23 protein-coding genes are annotated in these 18229 nt (G+C 45.0%); 16 read left to right on the forward strand and 7 right to left on the reverse strand.

Annotated elements, in window-relative coordinates:
* From BM278_RS13265 to BM278_RS13275, 3 genes are all read left to right on the forward strand, one after another.
* Positions 1 to 271 (forward strand): transposase (locus tag BM278_RS13265; RefSeq protein WP_143093451.1); only part of this gene is annotated, 271 nt, incomplete at its 5' end.
* A gap of 185 nt (positions 272 to 456) precedes the next feature.
* Positions 457 to 1971, forward strand: a complete 1515-nt coding sequence (locus tag BM278_RS13270) for a sodium-dependent transporter (RefSeq protein WP_013400071.1) — start codon at positions 457 to 459, stop codon at positions 1969 to 1971.
* A gap of 5 nt (positions 1972 to 1976) precedes the next feature.
* Entirely contained in the window at positions 1977 to 2084 is a 108-nt protein-coding gene (locus BM278_RS13275) for a methionine/alanine import family NSS transporter small subunit (RefSeq protein ID WP_013400072.1), read from the forward strand.
* A 10-nt stretch (positions 2085 to 2094) separates the two neighbouring features.
* On the opposite strand, the gene BM278_RS13280 is transcribed toward BM278_RS13275, so the two are convergent.
* Entirely contained in the window at positions 2095 to 3102 is a 1008-nt protein-coding gene (locus BM278_RS13280) for a M23 family metallopeptidase (RefSeq protein WP_090950507.1), read from the reverse strand.
* Between the two features lie 164 nt (positions 3103 to 3266).
* Between BM278_RS13280 and lipA the strand changes: the two genes are divergently transcribed.
* Entirely contained in the window at positions 3267 to 4163 is an 897-nt protein-coding gene (gene lipA / locus BM278_RS13285; protein ID WP_064552046.1) for a lipoyl synthase, read from the forward strand.
* A 58-nt stretch (positions 4164 to 4221) separates the two neighbouring features.
* On the opposite strand, the gene BM278_RS13290 is transcribed toward lipA, so the two are convergent.
* The gene (locus BM278_RS13290; RefSeq protein WP_090950509.1) at positions 4222 to 4908 is read right to left on the reverse strand and encodes a YhcN/YlaJ family sporulation lipoprotein; all 687 of its coding nucleotides are present in this window, start codon (positions 4906 to 4908) and stop codon (positions 4222 to 4224) included.
* Positions 4909 to 5020: 112 nt separating this feature from the next.
* On the opposite strand from BM278_RS13290, the gene BM278_RS13295 reads away from it, so the two are divergent.
* Positions 5021 to 5296, forward strand: a complete 276-nt coding sequence (locus tag BM278_RS13295; protein WP_015864975.1) for a YutD family protein — start codon at positions 5021 to 5023, stop codon at positions 5294 to 5296.
* 93 nt (positions 5297 to 5389) lie between these two features.
* Here BM278_RS13295 and BM278_RS13300 read toward each other — a convergent pair whose 3' ends face one another.
* Together BM278_RS13300 and BM278_RS13305 are read right to left on the reverse strand one after the other, a co-directional pair.
* A complete protein-coding gene (locus tag BM278_RS13300; RefSeq protein ID WP_090950524.1) occupies positions 5390 to 5656 on the reverse strand; it encodes a cytosolic protein in 267 nt (88 codons plus the stop codon).
* 56 nt (positions 5657 to 5712) lie between these two features.
* Positions 5713 to 5982 (reverse strand): DUF3055 domain-containing protein, encoded by a 270-nt coding sequence (locus BM278_RS13305; protein WP_064552043.1) that lies wholly within the window; start codon positions 5980 to 5982, stop codon positions 5713 to 5715.
* A 103-nt stretch (positions 5983 to 6085) separates the two neighbouring features.
* Between BM278_RS13305 and hepT the strand changes: the two genes are divergently transcribed.
* On the forward strand, positions 6086 to 6523 hold the full coding sequence (gene hepT, locus BM278_RS13310) for a type VII toxin-antitoxin system HepT family RNase toxin (RefSeq protein WP_090950527.1): 438 nt from the start codon (positions 6086 to 6088) through the stop codon (positions 6521 to 6523).
* 211 nt (positions 6524 to 6734) lie between these two features.
* The gene (locus BM278_RS13315) at positions 6735 to 7505 is read left to right on the forward strand and encodes a TIGR01457 family HAD-type hydrolase (protein WP_090950531.1); all 771 of its coding nucleotides are present in this window, start codon (positions 6735 to 6737) and stop codon (positions 7503 to 7505) included.
* 226 nt (positions 7506 to 7731) lie between these two features.
* Here BM278_RS13315 and BM278_RS13320 read toward each other — a convergent pair whose 3' ends face one another.
* Entirely contained in the window at positions 7732 to 8229 is a 498-nt protein-coding gene (locus tag BM278_RS13320; protein ID WP_090950533.1) for a phosphatidylglycerophosphatase A family protein, read from the reverse strand.
* 440 nt (positions 8230 to 8669) lie between these two features.
* Here BM278_RS13320 and yutH point away from each other — a divergent pair, with 440 nt between their 5' ends.
* The 5 genes from yutH (at position 8670) to thrB (ending at position 14203) form a co-directional block, all read left to right on the forward strand.
* On the forward strand, positions 8670 to 9674 hold the full coding sequence (yutH, locus tag BM278_RS13325) for a spore coat putative kinase YutH (RefSeq protein WP_090950535.1): 1005 nt from the start codon (positions 8670 to 8672) through the stop codon (positions 9672 to 9674).
* Between the two features lie 90 nt (positions 9675 to 9764).
* A complete protein-coding gene (locus BM278_RS13330) occupies positions 9765 to 10748 on the forward strand; it encodes a 2-hydroxyacid dehydrogenase (RefSeq protein ID WP_090950537.1) in 984 nt (327 codons plus the stop codon).
* A 184-nt stretch (positions 10749 to 10932) separates the two neighbouring features.
* Complete coding sequence (locus BM278_RS13335; protein WP_090950540.1) at positions 10933 to 12234, forward strand: homoserine dehydrogenase; 1302 nt, start codon at positions 10933 to 10935, stop codon at positions 12232 to 12234.
* Positions 12231 to 13292 (forward strand): threonine synthase, encoded by a 1062-nt coding sequence (gene thrC, locus BM278_RS13340; protein WP_090950543.1) that lies wholly within the window; start codon positions 12231 to 12233, stop codon positions 13290 to 13292. The genes BM278_RS13335 and thrC overlap by 4 nt, the downstream gene beginning before the upstream one ends.
* The gene (gene thrB / locus BM278_RS13345) at positions 13289 to 14203 is read left to right on the forward strand and encodes a homoserine kinase (protein ID WP_090950546.1); all 915 of its coding nucleotides are present in this window, start codon (positions 13289 to 13291) and stop codon (positions 14201 to 14203) included. The genes thrC and thrB overlap by 4 nt, the downstream gene beginning before the upstream one ends.
* A 52-nt stretch (positions 14204 to 14255) precedes the next feature.
* Here thrB and BM278_RS13350 read toward each other — a convergent pair whose 3' ends face one another.
* Positions 14256 to 14492, reverse strand: coding sequence for a NifU family protein (locus tag BM278_RS13350; protein ID WP_003248312.1), 237 nt, complete (start codon positions 14490 to 14492; stop codon positions 14256 to 14258).
* A 97-nt stretch (positions 14493 to 14589) separates the two neighbouring features.
* On the opposite strand from BM278_RS13350, the gene BM278_RS13355 reads away from it, so the two are divergent.
* Positions 14590 to 14913 carry a YuzD family protein gene (locus BM278_RS13355; RefSeq protein ID WP_090950548.1) on the forward strand — a complete coding sequence of 108 codons (324 nt, stop codon included), beginning with the start codon at positions 14590 to 14592 and terminating at the stop codon, positions 14911 to 14913.
* A 38-nt stretch (positions 14914 to 14951) separates the two neighbouring features.
* On the opposite strand, the gene BM278_RS13360 is transcribed toward BM278_RS13355, so the two are convergent.
* Positions 14952 to 16022 (reverse strand): NAD(P)/FAD-dependent oxidoreductase, encoded by a 1071-nt coding sequence (locus BM278_RS13360; protein ID WP_090950551.1) that lies wholly within the window; start codon positions 16020 to 16022, stop codon positions 14952 to 14954.
* A gap of 325 nt (positions 16023 to 16347) precedes the next feature.
* Between BM278_RS13360 and BM278_RS13370 the strand changes: the two genes are divergently transcribed.
* The 3 genes from BM278_RS13370 (at position 16348) to BM278_RS13380 (ending at position 18070) form a co-directional block, all read left to right on the forward strand.
* The gene (locus BM278_RS13370; protein WP_015864962.1) at positions 16348 to 16587 is read left to right on the forward strand and encodes a YuzB family protein; all 240 of its coding nucleotides are present in this window, start codon (positions 16348 to 16350) and stop codon (positions 16585 to 16587) included.
* Positions 16588 to 16790: 203 nt separating this feature from the next.
* Positions 16791 to 17645: a diaminopimelate epimerase gene (dapF, locus tag BM278_RS13375; protein WP_090950556.1), complete on the forward strand. Its 855-nt coding sequence runs from the start codon at positions 16791 to 16793 to the stop codon at positions 17643 to 17645.
* A 62-nt stretch (positions 17646 to 17707) separates the two neighbouring features.
* Positions 17708 to 18070, forward strand: coding sequence for a HesB/IscA family protein (locus BM278_RS13380; protein WP_090950558.1), 363 nt, complete (start codon positions 17708 to 17710; stop codon positions 18068 to 18070).
* Positions 18071 to 18229: the final 159 nt, after the last annotated feature.

An 18229-nucleotide genomic window follows, 5' to 3' on the forward strand; every position in this document is an offset into this window, starting at 1 on the left:
GCGTTGGTCGATCGAATGTTTTTTCCGTCAAGCGAAAGACCAGCTGAAACTCGATGGATACCGCGTTCGCGGACGTCGGGCGGTGAAACGCTACTGGATCTTGGTGCAGCTTGCTTACGTGTACAGCATGTTCGAGTCGAACAGCGATTTTTCTGATGGGCTCGATCTTCTGCGCAAGAGAAAAGGACATAGCCTCGTGGAGTTCATTTACCGTGCAGCGAAACAAAATATTCCCATTGATACCGTGAAAAAACAGCTCCACGTGGCATAAGGGGTACCCTGTTTGTCTCTTTTACATGGTAATTATTGTAATTAAAATTGCTCAACTACAGAATGATCGTTATTTTTCAAATGTGGCTTTGACTTTTTAAATGATTGAAAGTATACTATATGTGTAATAAATAAATTAGTCAGAAAATAAAAAATATTATTATTTTAAAAATGGAGGGACTGCACATGGAGAATCGACAACAATGGGGATCGCGCGCAGGGTTTATTTTAGCAGCCGCAGGCTCTGCGATCGGTCTCGGGAATATTTGGCGTTTCCCTGGTGTCGCCTATGAAAACGGCGGTGGCGCATTTTTTTTCCCGTATTTGTTCGCTTTGCTCACCGCTGGGATTCCATTGCTGGTGATGGAATTTACCATTGGTCATAAATACCGCGGTTCTGCGCCTTTATCATTTTCCCGCATTCATAAAAACCTAGAGTGGATTGGTTGGTGGCAAGTACTTATTTCTTTTGTTATTTCCACGTACTATGCTGTTATTATTGCATGGGCGTTATCATATACCGTGTTTTCCTTTAATTTAAAATGGGGAGAAGATACAGAAGGGTTCCTTTTTAAAAATTATTTGCATTTAGTAGATAAACCGGGGCAATTAGGGGGCATTTCGTTTAATGTATTTATTCCGTTGTTGATTGTCTGGCTTGTTTCGTTAGGTGTGCTTTACAAAGGCGTCAAAAAAGGAATTGAACTAGCAAACAAAATTTTTCTGCCGACGCTTGTTGTTCTTTTTCTTATTATTGTCCTTCGCGCGATTACGCTTGATGGAGCGGTGGAAGGATTAAACGTGTTTTTTAAACCGAATTGGGACCAAATTATGAGCGGAAAAGTTTGGATTGCAGCGTATAGTCAAATTTTCTTTAGTTTATCGATTGCTTTTGCCATTATGGTTACGTATTCAAGTTATCTTCCAAAAAATTCTGACATAACAAATAATGCATTCATTACTGGATTTGCAAACTCTGGATTTGAATTGTTAGCTGGAATTGGGGTATTTAGCGCTCTTGGTTTTTTAGCGCAACAACAAGGAGTGCCGGTAGATAAAGTCGTCAGCAGCGGAGTTGGGTTGGCATTTGTCGTGTTTCCAAAAATTATCAGTGAGTTTCCGGCATTTAACGCCTTCTTCGGTGTGCTCTTTTTCTTGTCGTTAGCATTGGCTGGGCTCACCTCGCTCATTTCTATTTGTGAAACATATATCGCTGGAATCCAAGAAAAATTTGGAATCTCCCGTGCGAAATCGGTATTGTTTGGGGGAGGCCTCGCAGCGTTGCTATCGCTTTTCTTTGCCTCGCATGGTGGTTTGTATTTACTAGATGTCGTCGATTACTTTATCAACAACTTTGGCGTCGCGCTGGCGGGATTTGTTGAAGTCGTTGTCATCGCTTGGATCGTAAGAGAGCTTAGCAATTTGCAACAGCATGCGAACAGCGTCTCCGATATTATGCTTGGCGCGTGGTGGAAAATTTGCTTAAGCGTCATCACGCCGCTCGTGTTAGGATATATGATGGTGGATAACATTCGAACAAATATAAAAGAAAATTACGAAGGATATGCTACTTGGTTCGTTACGTCATTCGGATGGATTGTCGCGCTTGCCGTCATTGTTATTGGAATCTTGTTTTCATTTAAACAGTGGCATGGTTCTGCTGTTGGAGAAGCGGGCCATACGGAACGCAGAGGGGGTTAAGACAGATGGAAATGAGCGCTGTTGTCATGATGGTTATCGGTATCGTCGTCATTTGGGGAGGTTTAGCGGCAAGCATTATTCATGCAGTCAAAAAAGCAAAACAACGAGCATAAAGGAGGACGCCTAGTGCGAACCTCCTTGCTTTTTCTTCAGCCACTCTGCCCGCTCCCATGCCTTTAGGTGAGGATATGGGTCAAAAGACCATTCCATATATCCGTTATCTTTGTACATTCCGTAATGAAGGTGCGGTGGGAATTTTCCCGCTGTTCCCGGCGGACCGTACCCGGAGCTGCCGACATAGCCGATAATCGTGCCCGGCTCGACGATTTGTCCTTCGCGCAAATGTGGGGGAAATCCGTTTAAATGTGCAAAATAGTGATAGGTATTGTTAATGTCGCGGATGCCGATGCGCCATCCCCCATATTTGTTCCAGCCTTTTAATTCGACAATTCCGTAGCAAGTCGACCGCACCGGAACGCCGTAGCCTGCGAAAATGTCCGTTCCTTCGTGAATGCGGCGCCCGCCCCAGCCTCTCGCGTCTCCCCATGTATCCCGGTAGCTGTAATTGGCGTGAAGCGGGAGCGGGAATACATGGTCGTCTAGCTTCAATGTCTGATACTTTTTGTAAATTTTTACTTTTCCTAAAATCAAATCAACTGTTTTGCTGCGTTGATAATAGTCCCACAGCGCCATTTTGATGTGCTTATGATCGATTCCGTACGATTGTAAAAATCGTGCCATAGAAAAAATAACATCTTCATCGTCTGTCGGGTCGGCGACGCCATCTCCGTTTCCGTCCATACCGAAGCCGCCAAATTGCGAAATCGCAAACGGATTGGTGTCATAAGCATTTTTATTTAGCGGCCCTGCCCAAATTTCCGGCTTTATATAGATGCCGAGCGCGCCAGTGGACTTTGGCAAATCGCGGCGCACTTGCCGGACGTTCCGTTCATATTGGTCGATCGCCGCAAAGTAATACCAAGGGATCAATGAGACCGCCTCTGCTTTTTTGTACAATTCCATTCGTTTTTGATAAATCATGTCTTCATCTAGCTTTTCTTGACCGAATATCGTTTTTGGCGACAAAAATATAATGGTGATCACCACGATGGCAAATATAAATGGATGCACGCGCTTTTCCCCCTTTCCGTCCATTTTTATATAGTTAGTTTGAGGAGATTTGTTGGTTTCATAAATGTTAAAAAGCGGAAAATGACGTGTGACCAATTTCTTTGTGTTTACTCGTTGTTTTTCTTATAATGGAAATATAAATAAAAACTATTGGAGTGAGAACAATGGCGACAAAAGAAGAACATCTTCGCAAACCGGATTGGTTAAAAATAAAGCTGAATACAAATGAAAATTATACAGGCTTAAAGAAATTGATGCGGGAAAATCGGTTACATACCGTATGCGAAGAAGCGAAATGTCCAAACATTCATGAATGTTGGGCGGTGCGGAGAACAGCAACGTTTATGATTTTAGGAAACGTATGTACGCGTGCGTGCCGCTTTTGCGCCGTAAAAACGGGATTGCCGACGGAACTTGACTGGCAAGAGCCGGAACGTGTCGCCGAATCCGTCCGTCTCATGAACTTAAAACATGTCGTCGTTACCGCTGTCGCCCGCGATGATTTGAAAGATGGAGGAGCTGCGGTGTTCGCGGAGACGATTCGTGCGATTCGCCGTAAAAATCCGTTTACGACGATTGAAGTGCTTCCTTCCGATATGGGGGGAGTATACGAGAACTTAAAAACGTTGATGGACGCGCGTCCGGATATTTTAAACCATAACATTGAAACGGTGCGCCGCTTGACGCCGAGAGTGCGCGCGCGCGCGACGTATGAACGCTCGCTTGAATTTTTGCGGCGCGCAAAAGAATTGCAGCCGGACATTCCGACGAAATCGAGCATTATGGTCGGTCTTGGTGAAACAAAAGAAGAAATTATTGAAGCGATGGATGATTTGCGTGCTAATCACGTCGATATTTTAACGATCGGTCAATATTTGCAGCCAACGAAAAAACATTTGAAAGTAGTGAAATATTATCATCCAGACGAATTTAGAGAATTAAAAGAAATCGCATTAAGCAAAGGATTTACTCATTGTGAAGCCGGTCCGCTCGTTCGCTCTTCTTATCATGCGGATGAACAAGTCAATGCGGCTTCGGCGGCGCGGCAAATGAAAGCATAAACGCATGAAGAAACGGTCTTGCCTTCTAGTGAAGACAGACCGTTTTTCTATTGTCGTGTTATCGGCTTATTTTTGCGGGGGTTGGTCTTTCATCATGGAAATCACGATCGAGACGGTCGTTCATTTCATTGATCATTTCACCATTTTCGTTTTCCCCGTCACTTAGTTTCCGGCCCTGCGGATATTTTAACATCCTTTGAATCGTTGTATCGATAATTTGATCGATATTTCGGCTGTTGGAATCTAAGCGCCCGAAGCGCTCGATATCTTTCATGAGGCGCGGATCATCGGCAACGTATACATGATAATAGCGCGGAACGACAGAAAGAGCGGTCTTTTTCACTTGGTCCGCTGTTTGATGACGGTTTTTTGCATCTGTGTCATAAACGACCAATACTTCTTCGTCAGTCACCAATGTGGCGACGTCGTTAACGTTCGGCAACTGCGTACAAAGCTTGCTAATTAAATCAGCCGCTCGTTCGCGGTTGAACGTTGGCATATCGTTATACAAGTTTGCATCGCCAGAAACAGGGCTTTTTTGATGCCGGACGTAGCCAAAATTGTTCATTCGCGTATCGTCGCCGTTCGGCACTCCATTTTCGTTATATAAATCGTTGCGGTCGGTGACGTTGATCGTATTGCCGCTTCGTCTGTATACGTCCGTATTGTTATCTTGCGCCGTTTGCGCACAGCCTGCTAATGTTGCGGCTGTGCTTAACACGACCGCAAGCAATGCTTTTCTCATTGCAAACACCCCCTTCACTTTCAGGATGTTCCTCTTTCGCAACTTTGATAACAGTAATTGATTGGGAGCGTTTCATCGTTTATGATGAAAGTGGAAAGGCAAGGTGAAAAGGATGATATGCATTAACAATATATGTTATGAATTAGTGGAAAACGTGAAAAACGCGTTTAATGAAGAAGCGTTTCGCGCGCGATACGCCGATATTTTAAGCAAATATGACTATATTGTGGGGGACTGGGGATATAACCAACTTCGTTTGCGCGGATTTTTTGACGACCATAACCAAAAAGCGACATATGATACGAAAATTAGCACATTATCAGAATATTTGTATGAATATTGCAATTTTGGCTGCGCGTATTTTGTGCTCCGCAAAGTGAAAAGGTAAAGCAAGCGAGATTGGCTCAATACGATATTTAGCTTATTGTTTGATGTGCATATACGGGAAGGGTGCCCCATTGCATTTGGGCACCCTCCATTATTATGCGTCGCTATATGGAAATTGGTCGTTTTCCCGCGGGTCATCGTGCGGCGGATGTGCGCCGGGATCGCGTCGCGGGATGTTTTGATGGAACGATTTGTATTCGTAGTTAAAAGCGCTATAGTAACGCTGTCCTTCTTTCCACGAAGAACTTTTGTTCTGTACCGGTTCATCGGCGCGCCGCGGAGAACCGTACGGCCCTTCTGGGAATTCTTCGGCCGTTAAAAAATTTTTTTGTTTTTCGACGGTAGAAAAGTCGCTTTGCACTGTTTCACCTTCCTCGTTTAAAGGGTTATTTATAATGTCCCCTAACGAGAAAGCGGCTATGAAATGCATTCGTATAAAAACGACCGTAAATCGTTGGCATCTTCTTCACTTAAACGGTAGGCATTCTCTAAATATCCCGGCTCTTCTAAATCATCCTGACCGATAATCGCAAAACGGTTGCTCTGTAGATCGAGGACTAAATATTTCCCGTAAAAACGATCTGTCTCGATAATGGCCAAATCAAACCGTTGGCGTTCGCCTAAAAAGCTGACAAAACGCGTTTTCGTATCCACTGTATCGTCATATAAGTAAAAACGTTCGCTCATACACTTCGCCCCCCAGTTAAAGAAATGATGCGTACTTCCATCATAACAATATTCGCATGATTATGATACAATAAAAAGAGACAAATATAGGAGGAAAGTAACGATGTACTTTGTAGACCGCAATAAAATCGAAGAAACGCTGCGCTATATGGAAAAGCTGTTGCATATTTATAAGCAAAAGCCATCGTGGGACGACGAGTTGTCCCAGCTCGCCTTTGAGCGTCTTGTTCATTTAGTGATTGAAGCGATTTTAGATGTCGGAAACGCGATGATCGACGGCTTTATTATGAGAGACCCGGGCAGCTATGAAGATATTATCGATATTTTGACAGATGAGCGGGTTGTCACGGCGGATGACGCAAAAGGATTGAAAGCGATCATCGGCTACCGGAAAATGCTTGTTCATCATTATACGAATGTCGACCACGCGAAATTGTTGGAGGAAATGCGAAAACATCTTCCGGCGCTGGAAGCGTACCCGAACGCTATTCGCACGTATTTGGAAAACGAGCTTGGCCCCGTGTCCGCGTTTCGCAATTAAAGAAGGGGTATTTCATTTTGCTGGCAAACGCGTCTCCAATGTTCGCCTTCCTAAGAAGCCTTCTGTTTCATGCATTATGCCAAAGAAGGCTTCTTGGTGGAAGAATTCTGACTTCTTTATGCAGGGCATTGGAACGTGTTTGCTTTTTGACATTTTTCGTTTCTTTTTAGTAAGTTGGTTACGTGCATCATAAAAAAAGAGGTGACAGACGTTGAAAAAGTACAGAGGATATTTAATCGATTTAGACGGCACGATGTATCGCGGAACGGAATGTATTGCCGAAGCTCGCGATTTTGTCAAAGAGCTGTATCGAAAAGGCATTCCGTATTTATTTGTCACGAATAACTCTTCGCGCACACCGGCGCAAGTGGCGGAGAAATTGCGGTCGTTCGGCGTTCCGGCGACAGAGGATCATGTGTTTACGACGAGCCAAGCGACGGCAAACTATATTTTTGAAAAAAAACCGGACGCTTCTATTTTTGTGATCGGTGAAGAAGGAATCCGTACCGCTCTGGAAGAAAAAGGGTTCACCTTTGCGAAAGAAGATGCGGAATTCGTTGTGATGGGAATTGACAGAAATATTACATACGAAAAGCTTGCCATCGCTTGTTTAGCCGTTCGCAACGGCGCGACGTTTATTTCGACGAATGCCGATATTGCGATTCCGACAGAAAGGGGATTGCTGCCGGGAAACGGTTCACTTACGGCGGTTGTTTCTGTGTCGACGCAAGTGCAGCCTATTTTTATTGGAAAGCCGGAAAAAATCATTATGGAACAAGCGTTAAAAGTGCTGGGAGTGCCAAGAGAGGAAACATTAATGATCGGCGATTACTACGATACCGATATTATGGCGGGAATGAATGCAGGAATGGACACACTTCTTGTTCATACAGGGGTAACGACGAAAGAACTGCTGCAACGATATGAAAAGCAGCCGACATATACGGCGGATTCGCTCAAAGAGTGGATCGATCGCATTTAGATCGCATTTAAAAAAAGAGGCTGGCTCAAAGGGCTATCGAATCGACCTTTTGAGCTCAGCCTCTTTTTTTCTTAATAGCTGCAAATGGAAAATGAAACACCCTTGCACTGTATCCAATAGTGAACGGATTTTTTCCGATTTGCACGTTATCCCTTTGCTTTAATTGGCAACGAGTAAGGCTCTACTTACGTCATGCAAAGCGGACAATGGATCGCTAACGCGCCGCTTACTCCACGTTGGCCGCCCGATGCGCTAAACGGCTTGAGGCAGCGGCAGCAATAGCGCCGACAATGTCGTCTAAAAACGTATTGCATTTTCCCGTTGATTTATCGTTTAACTTTTTTAAAATGCCGGGCTTTTGTTTATCGATATATCCGTAATTAGTAAAACCGATGGAGCCGTACACGTTGACAATGGAAAGCGCTAAAATCTCGTCGACTCCATATAAGCCTTCGTCGCGCTGAATGATCGACTGCAGCGGCTCATCCAGTTTGCCTTCTTCCGCTAATTTGTCAAGCTGAATGCCGGTGAGAATCGCGTTTTGCACTTCCCGTTTGGAAATAACGCGATTAACATTTTCAATACATTCTTCTAGTTGCAAATTCGGATGGTACTTCGATTGCAAATAATACACGAGCTCAGCGATGTCTTTGATTGTGACACCGCGTTCTTCGAGCCATTGGCGTGCAATTTCTTCGAGATTGTTCATGATCGGTTCCTTCATTCGCTTCACCTGTTTCTTTAAGGAGTTATTTTTATTATATATGTTTATCATGTCATAAATGTGCCGTTTCTGTAAACATTGCTGCTTACAAAACTGGAAAGATTCTCCCATGATTTTGCTGATGAGAGGTAGCTTGAGGGGACTAATGCATAAATTATTTTGGCTTTTTAACAAACAAAAGAAAGTGAGAATATCCGGAAGGAAAGAGCAGATTTTTTATGCCCCCTTCATATATTAGTTTTGGGTAGCGTCAAAAGTTCTATGAAAACTCCACATCCGCCATCCCATTGAGCATCGTGGAGTGTCATCAGAGCCGGATTCGCCCTTGACCAACATCCGCCAAAGGTGCGAAGGGGGTGTCAAGGGCAACGGGGACAAAAAAAGGGCATAGGAAAGTCGCCTTTGCCTTTACTAAATTTTACCTTTAGGGGGGAGAAGCGATGAAGGAGTTTATTCGCAATGAATACGAAATCACGGCAGAACGGTTTGAAAAAACTGGGAGATACGATACATTTCTATATCAAAATCAGCGTTATACTGTTATTCCTATATATGGGCGCACGGAAGCAGAAATAGAGGAATTGTGGAAGATGAGCGATTATTTATTATGGATGGGAGATGATACTGTCGCCTCCTTCGTTCCGACTAGGTCAGGCAAGCTTATCGCTTACTACGACGGCCAACCTATGGTAATTGTCCGCTCGCCTGTTTCGCCATATGCAAGAAATATTTCTATCGGCCGAGAATTAGCGAAATTTCACGAGCTCGGCCGCACATGTCCGATTCCGATCATCCATTGCCAGCGAATCGGCCAATGGAAAGAGTTTTGGGGAGCACGGCTCGATCAGATGGAACAATTTTGGAGAAGAAAAATCGAGACAGGGATCACTGCTATGTTTGATCGTCTTTTTATTGAATCGTTTCCGTACTATCTCGGCTTGGCGGAAAACGCGATTCAATATGTAGCGGATACCGAGTTGGATGAGGAACCTGTCGGCGTTGATTGCGCAACCTTTTGTCATGAGCGGCTGCCAAATGTGAAATGGATGGAAGGAAAGGAACAAAAGTTAGCGACAGATTGGGTATATGATCATTGCGCAAGAGATTTGGCAGAATGGGTTCGGCACATATACACAAAGAAGGGCAATATTTCCGCGGAAAGTATACGGCGATTTTTCCGAGACTATCAACGGATTACTCCATTATCGCTGTTCGCCTGGCGTTTAATTTACGCACGGCTTCTTTTTCCGCTTCACTATTTTGAATGTGTGGAAGGATATTATATGGCAGACGGAGAAAGAAAAAAACAAGCATATGAACAGACGTTGCGCTACATTGTCAGCCGTTCCCGCGAGCATGAACAATTTTTAGCATCGTTTGCGGATATTGCGGGGCTTGCCGGTCGCCGGCTTCATATTCCGAAAGTTTACTGGCTTTTTTATTGATAACATACAGCGAGATCTCTTCTTCGTCGTTTTTTTATGATTATGAATTATGATAAAATAAAGAAAAATACATAAAAGAAGGTGGACTATGTGACTCGACCATACGTGTTTGTTACGCGAAAGCTTCCAGATGATATTGTCGCGCCGATAAAAGATATCGCCGAAGTGGCGATGTGGCCGTATGACGATATCCAAGTTCCTCGCGATGTATTAATGAACGAAGCGAAAAAAGCGGACGCGCTATTAACGATGGTGTCTGACGTCGTCGATGAAGAAATATTAGAGGCGGGAACATCGCTAAAAGTCGTCGCGAACATGGGGGTTGGGTTTGATAATATCGATGTTTCTGCCGCGACAAAACGCGGAATTGCTGTTTGCAACACCCCGGATGTGCTGACAGATACAACTGCCGATTTAACGTTCGCTTTGCTATTGGCGACCGCCCGCCGTGTAGTGGAGGCGGCGCAATGGCTCAAAGAAGGAAAATGGAAAAGCTGGAGTCCATTGTTATTGGCTGGTGCCGATGTCCACCATAAGACGATCGGCATCGTCGGCATGGGAAAAATCGGACAGGCTGTCGCCAAACGCGCGACTGGTTTTGATATGAACATTTTGTACCATAATCGTTCCCGCAACATAGAAGCAGAACAAAAACTTGGTGCGACCTATTGCTCATTCGAAGAGCTGTTGAAAGCTGCCGATTTTGTTGTTTGCTTGACGCCGCTAACGAAGGAAACGCGTCACATGTTTAACAGCGAGGCGTTTCGCAAAATGAAACGGTCTGCGATATTTATTAATGCGGCAAGAGGAGCGGTTGTGGATGAACAAGCTTTATACGAGGCGCTTGTCAGCGGGGAAATCGCCGCGGCGGGATTGGATGTGTTTGAACATGAACCGATTGCCGCTTCCCACCCGTTATTAGCATTAACAAACGTCGTTGCTTTGCCGCACATCGGAAGTGCGACGAAAGAAACGCGTGTGAAGATGATGGAACTGTGCTGCCGAAACATTATTGCAGTGTTAAAAGGAAAGCGGCCTGAAACGCTTGTAAACGAAGAATTGGAACGATCATAACTAAAGCAGCCCCTTTAGCAAGGCTGCTTGCTTTTTGCGGAAAAATTATCTGAATTTACTTGATATGAATCGCTTTCCATATTTAATATAAAAATTAATGATTGTAAAAAGAAGCAACATCTTTTATAATGTCTACTATAAAAAAACAAATGTTTATATAGGAGATACAGAAAGGGTGGGGAGTATGTCCAAGCCGATTTTCGTCGGTTTGTTAGGATTAGGCACCGTTGGAAGCGGTGTTGTCAAAATTATTGAAAATCATCAAGAACGGCTGATGCATCAAGTAGGTTGCCCGGTACAAGTGAAAAAAATTCTTGTGAGAAATATATATAAACAACGGGACGTACGCGTCGATCCATCTTTATTGACGACCGATGTCACAGACGTCATTGATGATCCGGAAATCGATGTCATTATCGAAGTGATGGGGGGAATCGAAGAGACGCGCCAATATTTGCTGCGCGCATTGCGGCAAGGAAAGCATGTGGTGACGGCGAATAAAGACTTGATGGCATTATATGGATCAGAATTGCTGGCAGTGGCGGCGGAAAATCATTGCGATTTGTTTTTTGAAGCAAGCGTCGCCGGGGGAATTCCGATTTTGCGCAGCCTTGTTGAAGGTCTTGCTTCTGACCGCATTACGAAAATGATGGGGATCGTCAATGGGACAACAAACTACATTTTAACAAAAATGTGCAAATACGGAGCGTCTTATGAGGAAGTGTTGGCGGAAGCACAAGCGCTCGGATATGCCGAGGCAGATCCGACTGCGGATGTGGAAGGGTTAGACGCGGCAAGAAAAATGGCGATTTTAGCCCGGCTCGGCTTTTCGATGAACATTGATTTAGAAGATGTGCAAGTAAAAGGAATAACGTCGATTACGGAAGAAGATCTCAACTATAGCAAGCGTCTCGGCTACACGATGAAATTAATCGGCATTGCCCAACGTGATGGCAACAAAGTAGAAGTAAGCGTCCAGCCGACGTTGCTTCCTGATTCGCATCCGCTTGCGTCCGTCAATGATGAATACAATGCGGTATATGTGTATGGAGAAGCGGTCGGTGAAACCATGTTTTACGGACCGGGAGCGGGAAGCTTGCCAACCGCGACAGCTGTTGTTTCTGACTTAGTTGCTGTCATGAAAAACATGAGGCTAGGGGTAAACGGATGCAATGCCGTCGCGCCGCAATATGAGAAACAGCTGAAATCGCCATCAGAAATTTTTTCGAAATATTTTTTGCGCATTCGTGTGAAAGACCAAGTTGGCGCGTTTGCGAAAATTACAACACTATTTTCTGAACGCGGCGTCAGCTTTGAAAAAATTTTGCAATTGCCGTTGAAGGAAGATGGGCTTGCGGAGATCGTCATTGTCACACATCGCGCGTCGCAAAAAGATTACGAAGAAATTTTGCAGCAATTGCGCGATTTGGAAATTGTCCATGAAGTAAAGAGCTCGTATCGCGTTGAAGGAGAGGGAAAAGCATGACATGGAAAGGTTTGTTGCACGCGTACCGCGAATTTTTGCCAATCAATGAAAACACTCCTATGATTTCTTTGAATGAAGGAAATACGCCGCTTATTCCGCTGCCGCGATTATCGGAAAAACTTGGCGTTGAATTGTACGTCAAAGTCGAAGGAGCAAACCCGACAGGATCATTCAAAGACCGCGGAATGGTGATGGCGGTCGCAAAAGCGAAAGAAGCAGGGAGCCATACAATTATTTGCGCTTCGACGGGCAATACGTCCGCTTCCGCTGCAGCCTACGCGGCAAGAGCGGGATTGCGCTGCATTGTCGTGATTCCGAACGGAAAAATCGCAATGGGGAAACTAGCGCAGGCGGTTATGTACGGAGCGGAAATTTTCGCGATTGAAGGAAACTTTGATGAAGCGTTAAAAATGGTGCGCCGCCTTAGCGATATGGCCCCGATTACGCTTGTCAACTCGGTAAATCCATATCGCATCGAGGGGCAAAAAACAGCGGCGTTCGAGATTTGCGATCAGCTTGGCAAAGCGCCAGACGTGCTCGCGATTCCAGTTGGAAATGCCGGAAATATTACCGCTTATTGGAAAGGTTTTAAAGAGTATCATGCCGCAAAACAAACTGGCCTTCCGCAAATGCGCGGATTCGAAGCGGAGGGGGCAGCAGCGATCGTTCGCAACCAAGTCATTGAAAATCCAGAAACGATCGCGACGGCGATTCGCATCGGCAATCCGGCAAGCTGGGAAAAAGCGGTTCAAGCGGCGACGGAATCGAACGGAAAAATCGACGAAGTATCGGATGCCGAAATTTTAGAAGCGTATAAGCTGCTCGCACGGGAAGAAGGTATTTTTGCCGAACCAGCTTCTTGCGCATCCATTGCAGGAGTGATGAAGCAACGGAAGCGGAATGAAATTGCAAAAGGCAGCACCGTTGTCGCCGTGTTGACAGGAAATGGCCTAAAAGATCCGGCAATCGCGATGGAAGCGGCGGAAATCGAGCCAACCGTACTTCCAAACGATGAAGCGGTCGTGTTTGAGCGCATTCAAGGAGTTGTCCATCAATGAAAGAAGATGGGATGTTAAAAATCGTCGTTCCGGCAAGCACGGCAAATTTAGGGCCAGGTTTTGATTCAATTGGCCTTGCCGTATCCCGCTATTTGACGCTGGAAGTCAGGCTGGCGGATGAATGGAAGTTCGTTCCTCGTTCTTCTGAGGTAGAAGCGATTCCGGCGGGAACGGACAATTTAATTTATCAAGTAGCAGCACAAGTGGCACAAACATATGGGTGCACATTGCCAAGCTGTTTAGTGGATGTATATAGCAATATTCCGTTTACGCGCGGATTAGGAAGCAGCGCGGCAGCGGTGGTAGCGGGAATTGAACTGGCCAACGAACTGGCCGGTCTGTCGCTGTCGCTGGAACAAAAAATGCGGTTTGCCAGCTGTTATGAAGGACATCCGGATAATGTCGGCGCTTCTTTATACGGAGGGCTTGTGATTGGCAGCCATCGCCGGCAAGAGACGGACGTTGTTCATGTTCCAAACGTGGAATTAGATTTAGTCGCTGTCATTCCTTCGTATGAACTGGAGACAAAAAAAGCGCGCAGCGTTTTACCGCAGATGCTGGCACGAGAAGATGCCGTTGAGGCTAGCGCGGTCAGCAACGTGTTAGTCGCGGCATTATTGACAAAAAGATGGGAACTTGCCGGGAAAATGATGGCATGCGATTTATTTCACCAGCCATATCGAAAAGAGCTCGTTCCGCAATTATCGCTTGTTGAGAAACTTGCTACGCAATACGGGGCGTTTGGAGTGGCTTTAAGCGGGGCTGGCCCTACTGTCCTTGCTTTTGCCGAGCCAGGAAAAGGGATGGAATTAAAAGAAAAATTAGCCCCGCATTTTCCGGATTGCGCGGTAGAGTGGTTAACGGTCGAACAAAAAGGGAGCCAAGTGTATAAGATGTCGCTCGAAAAATAACAGCGGTTTCCTAATGGAAACCGCTGTTATTTTCGGCATAAACGGCCATGATTTAGAATACTTGTTCTACTTCGACAATGCCCGGCACTTCTTCTAAAAGCGCGCGTTCGATTCCGGCTTTTAACGTGATCGTCGAGCTTGGGCAGCTGCCGCACGCACCGAGCAAACGCAATTTGACGACTCCGTCTTCGACGTCGATCAGTTCGCAGTCCCCGCCGTCACGAAGTAAAAACGGGCGCAGTTTATCTAAAACTTCTTGCACTTGTTCTTTGATTTCTTGATCGCTCATTTTTATCGACTCCTTTCTTTAACTTTATTATAATCATGGTAAAGAAAAAAATCTAATGATAAATTTTTGTTTTTTACGATAGGAAAGGTGGAAATATATGACGCTGAAGCAAGTGGAAATATGCGTATATGGCGCTGATGCGATTTGCCCGTCTTGCGTTCATTTGCCTTCTTCTAAAGAAACATACGAATGGCTAGAAGCGGCGATTAAGCGGAAATACCCGAATCAGCCATTTTCGATGACGTATGTTGATATTTTCAACCCGCCAGAAGATGATGAAGAGAAAAAGGCGTTTGCCAAAAAGGTGTTGGAAGAAGATTTGTTTTACCCTGTCGTCGTGATCGAGGGGGTTATCGTCGGAGAAGGAAATCCAACGTTAAAGGCGATTTATGCCGAGATGGAAAAGTACGGTTATCGGTGATAAAAAAGGGGATCTTAACAAAGATCTCCCTTTTTTCATTAATAGCCGTTATGGTATTTATACATCCACAATACCCCAGATTTTAGCAATCTAGGAACTCTTCCGGTTATCGGGCGGTCAGCGAGAAGGCCGAATCCATGTTTTCTGCCGAGCGATCCGAGAATGCCTTTTAATTTAATAGGCGGGAATTCGCTTGGCGGTTCTTCTCCGTTCCAGCGTTTTTGCAATACTTGGACGATTTGTTCCGCTTGGCCCTCTGCGAGCTGAGCGCTTGGAGAGTGCGGCAAGCTTGCGCAATCGCCGACGACGTATACGTTTTCATATCCAGGGATGTGGTGGCGTTTCGTTAAAACGACGCGGCCTTGCTTGTCTTTCTCAACAGGCAGTTTGCGGACGACACGGTTCGGCTGAATGCCCGCTGTCCAGACGATAACATCGCAATGAACCGGGGTGTCGTGGTTGTAAAGCGTATGTTCTTCTACTTTCGTAATGTTGGAACAGCGAACAATTTCGATATTATGTTGTTGAAACCAGCTTTCGACATAGTCGCTGAGCCGTTTTGGAAACATCGGCAAAATGCGTTCTCCGCGGTCAAACAATTTTATGTGCAAATCAGGACGGCTTTCCGCTAATTCGCTTGCCAATTCGACGCCGCTTAATCCCGCGCCGACAATGCCAACAATAGAGCCGGGAGGCAAATTGTTTAACGCTTCATATGCCGCGCGCGCTTTTTCAATGGATTGAATGCTGTGCGTAAACGTTTCGGCGCCTGGAACACCATGGTATTTATCTTCACAGCCTAAACCGATCACTAAATCATCATACGGGATGCTGCTTTCATCCTGCAACTGCACGCTTTGATGATCGAGGTCGATGTTAACGACTTCACCGAAACGGTAGGTAAGACGCGGGTGTTCAGGAAATGGGACGCGAATGTGGTGATCGCTAATTGTGCCTGCTGCGAGCGCATAATACTCTGTTTTTAAGCAATGATATGGAATGCGGTCGACGAGCGTAATATGAACATCTTCCGGAAAATTGTTTGGGAGGAGGCGAAGCAAAATCCGCATATTTCCGTATCCTCCACCGAGCAACACAAGGTGTCTCATAATGAAATTCCCCTTTTATGATGATCTTTGTAACCATTAAAAAGTATAGCGAAATTGTGACAAAATAACAACAATTTTTCGGTAAACATTGACAAAATAGAAAAATACATGTCGGTATATACAGCGAAAAGATAGTGTCCATGCATATTGTTTCAAATTTTTCTCTCCGTCCGTTAAACTTGAAAATCACCGGAAAACAAAATCACCTTTTTGTTAATTTTTTACATAATTTCTTAAACTCCATCCAGCGAAAAACGAAGCGTCATTCGTTGACGTTTTTTGAAAAAACCGATACGATGAAAAGCAGTGGGAAGGTGAGAAAACGATGATCCAGCCAATGATTGAATTTTGCATCAGCAATTTAGCGAGCGGCTCGCAAAAGGCGTTGGAAATATTAGAAAAAGATCCGAACTTGGATATTATAGAATACAGTTGTTTAAGCTACTGCACCCGGTGTGCGGAAACTCTTTTCGCTTTAGTAAACGGCGAAATCGTAACCGGTGATACTCCTGAACAGCTAGTGGAAAATATTTACCGCTATTTAGAGGAAAATCCGATGTTTTGAGCGATCGCTTTGTGCGAATTTCCAATTGGCTTTCATGAAGCTCTTTTTGAAATTGGTGTGTCTATTGTGACATAAAAAACGAGGATGTCCCACGGACATCCTCTTTCAAGTGTATATGAAAAAACGGGGGATATTTTCATTGTGCCCGGTTTATTTTCGATTTATACTTAATATAAAAAATTTTTTATTTTGAGGAGGAAATAATGAATCAATTTTCGTTTACGAAAATGCATGGCCTTGGCAACAGTTATATATATGTCAATATGTTTGAAGAAACCATCCCGGAGTCATTGTTATCGCCGTTGGCCGTGAAAGTGTCTAACGTCAATACCGGAATCGGGGCGGACGGAATGATTCTCATTTGCCCGTCAAAAACAGCCCCGGTTAAAATGCGGATTTTTAATAGCGATGGTTCTGAAGGGAAAAATTGCGGCAATGGATTGCGTTGTGTTGCGAAATACGCATATGAGCACGGAATGGTGAAAGACCGTTCGTTTTTTATTGAAACATTGTCCGGGCTTGTGAAGGCAGAAGTTACGGTAGAAAATGAAACGGTGACGAATGTCACCATTGATATGGGAAAGCCGCGTTTAAAGCGGAGCGAGATTCCGATGGTTGGGCCGGAGGCGGAACGAGTGGTTGCGGAACCGTTTGCAGTCGATGGGCAGCTTTACGAAATTACGGCGGTTTCGATGGGAAACCCTCATGTCATTTTTTACGTAGATGATATCAATAAAGCGCCAGTAACGACTCTCGGACCAATTGTCGAAAAGGACAAGCGGTTTCCTGAAGGCGTAAACGTCGAATTTGTCGAAGTAGTAAACGACCATGAACTCCATTTTCGCGTATGGGAGCGCGGGTCTGGTGTGACGCAAGCGTGCGGCACAGGGGCGTGCGCGGCTGTTGTCGCTTCGGTGTTAAATGGAAAAACGGCGCGAAATAAGGAAACAGTCGTTCATTTAGCGGGCGGAGATTTGACGATCACATGGACGGATGAAGGAAATGTGCGGATGACGGGACCGGCGGAAACGATTTGTACAGGAGTGTATTATTATTAGATATTTGCGATTTGAGCACAATGGACGGAAAGCGATATACTATTAAGTAAGGAGGGATCACCATGACGGATATTATTACACTGACAGAGGCGGCTGCGTTTCAAATTAAAGATATGATGAAAGAACATGAGGAAGAAGGAGCGTATCTTCGCATTGGCGTCAAAGGCGGCGGCTGCAGCGGTTTGTCGTACGGAATGGGATTTGACCATGAACGTCATGAAGACGATCATGAGTTTGAACAACATGGAATTAAAATTCTCGTCGATAAAGAAAGCGCGCCAATTTTACAAGGAACGGTCATTGACTACAAACAGTCGTTAATGGGCGGCGGTTTTACGATCAATAACCCGAACGCGATTGCCACATGCGGCTGCGGCGCGTCGTTCAGAACAGCTACGAACGCGGGAACGCCAGAACAGTGCTAAACGGTTACACGGCGATTATCAAGGGTTTTAAGAGCGGGATATTATTCCGTTCAATCTGACCGCAAAGATAACCGGATAACCTCGCTGGGGTTGATAATCACGCTAGAGAATCCGCGTGTCCGCAAGTGTGTGCAAACTATTAACGACCCTAAAATTAGC

This window comes from Parageobacillus thermantarcticus (genome assembly GCF_900111865.1).
GTDB lineage: Bacteria > Bacillota > Bacilli > Bacillales > Anoxybacillaceae > Parageobacillus > Parageobacillus thermantarcticus.

Excerpts from the sequence above, each read along its gene's own strand:
- BM278_RS13335 (WP_090950540.1), top strand. The coding sequence starts at position 10,933 with ATGTCCAAGCCGATTTTCGTCGGTTTGTTAGGATTAGGCACCGTTGGA.
- BM278_RS13350 (WP_003248312.1), bottom strand. The coding sequence starts at position 14,492 with ATGAGCGATCAAGAAATCAAAGAACAAGTGCAAGAAGTTTTAGATAAA.
- dapF (WP_090950556.1), top strand. The coding sequence starts at position 16,791 with ATGAATCAATTTTCGTTTACGAAAATGCATGGCCTTGGCAACAGTTAT.
- BM278_RS13305 (WP_064552043.1), bottom strand. The coding sequence starts at position 5,982 with ATGAGCGAACGTTTTTACTTATATGACGATACAGTGGATACGAAAACG.
- thrC (WP_090950543.1), top strand. The coding sequence starts at position 12,231 with ATGACATGGAAAGGTTTGTTGCACGCGTACCGCGAATTTTTGCCAATC.
- BM278_RS13370 (WP_015864962.1), top strand. The coding sequence starts at position 16,348 with ATGATCCAGCCAATGATTGAATTTTGCATCAGCAATTTAGCGAGCGGC.
- BM278_RS13270 (WP_013400071.1), top strand. The coding sequence starts at position 457 with ATGGAGAATCGACAACAATGGGGATCGCGCGCAGGGTTTATTTTAGCA.
- BM278_RS13380 (WP_090950558.1), top strand. The coding sequence starts at position 17,708 with ATGACGGATATTATTACACTGACAGAGGCGGCTGCGTTTCAAATTAAA.
- thrB (WP_090950546.1), top strand. The coding sequence starts at position 13,289 with ATGAAAGAAGATGGGATGTTAAAAATCGTCGTTCCGGCAAGCACGGCA.
- BM278_RS13295 (WP_015864975.1), top strand. The coding sequence starts at position 5,021 with ATGATATGCATTAACAATATATGTTATGAATTAGTGGAAAACGTGAAA.
- BM278_RS13360 (WP_090950551.1), bottom strand. The coding sequence starts at position 16,022 with ATGAGACACCTTGTGTTGCTCGGTGGAGGATACGGAAATATGCGGATT.
- BM278_RS13290 (WP_090950509.1), bottom strand. The coding sequence starts at position 4,908 with ATGAGAAAAGCATTGCTTGCGGTCGTGTTAAGCACAGCCGCAACATTA.
- yutH (WP_090950535.1), top strand. The coding sequence starts at position 8,670 with ATGAAGGAGTTTATTCGCAATGAATACGAAATCACGGCAGAACGGTTT.
- lipA (WP_064552046.1), top strand. The coding sequence starts at position 3,267 with ATGGCGACAAAAGAAGAACATCTTCGCAAACCGGATTGGTTAAAAATA.
- BM278_RS13320 (WP_090950533.1), bottom strand. The coding sequence starts at position 8,229 with ATGAAGGAACCGATCATGAACAATCTCGAAGAAATTGCACGCCAATGG.
- BM278_RS13355 (WP_090950548.1), top strand. The coding sequence starts at position 14,590 with ATGACGCTGAAGCAAGTGGAAATATGCGTATATGGCGCTGATGCGATT.
- BM278_RS13275 (WP_013400072.1), top strand. The coding sequence starts at position 1,977 with ATGGAAATGAGCGCTGTTGTCATGATGGTTATCGGTATCGTCGTCATT.
- hepT (WP_090950527.1), top strand. The coding sequence starts at position 6,086 with ATGTACTTTGTAGACCGCAATAAAATCGAAGAAACGCTGCGCTATATG.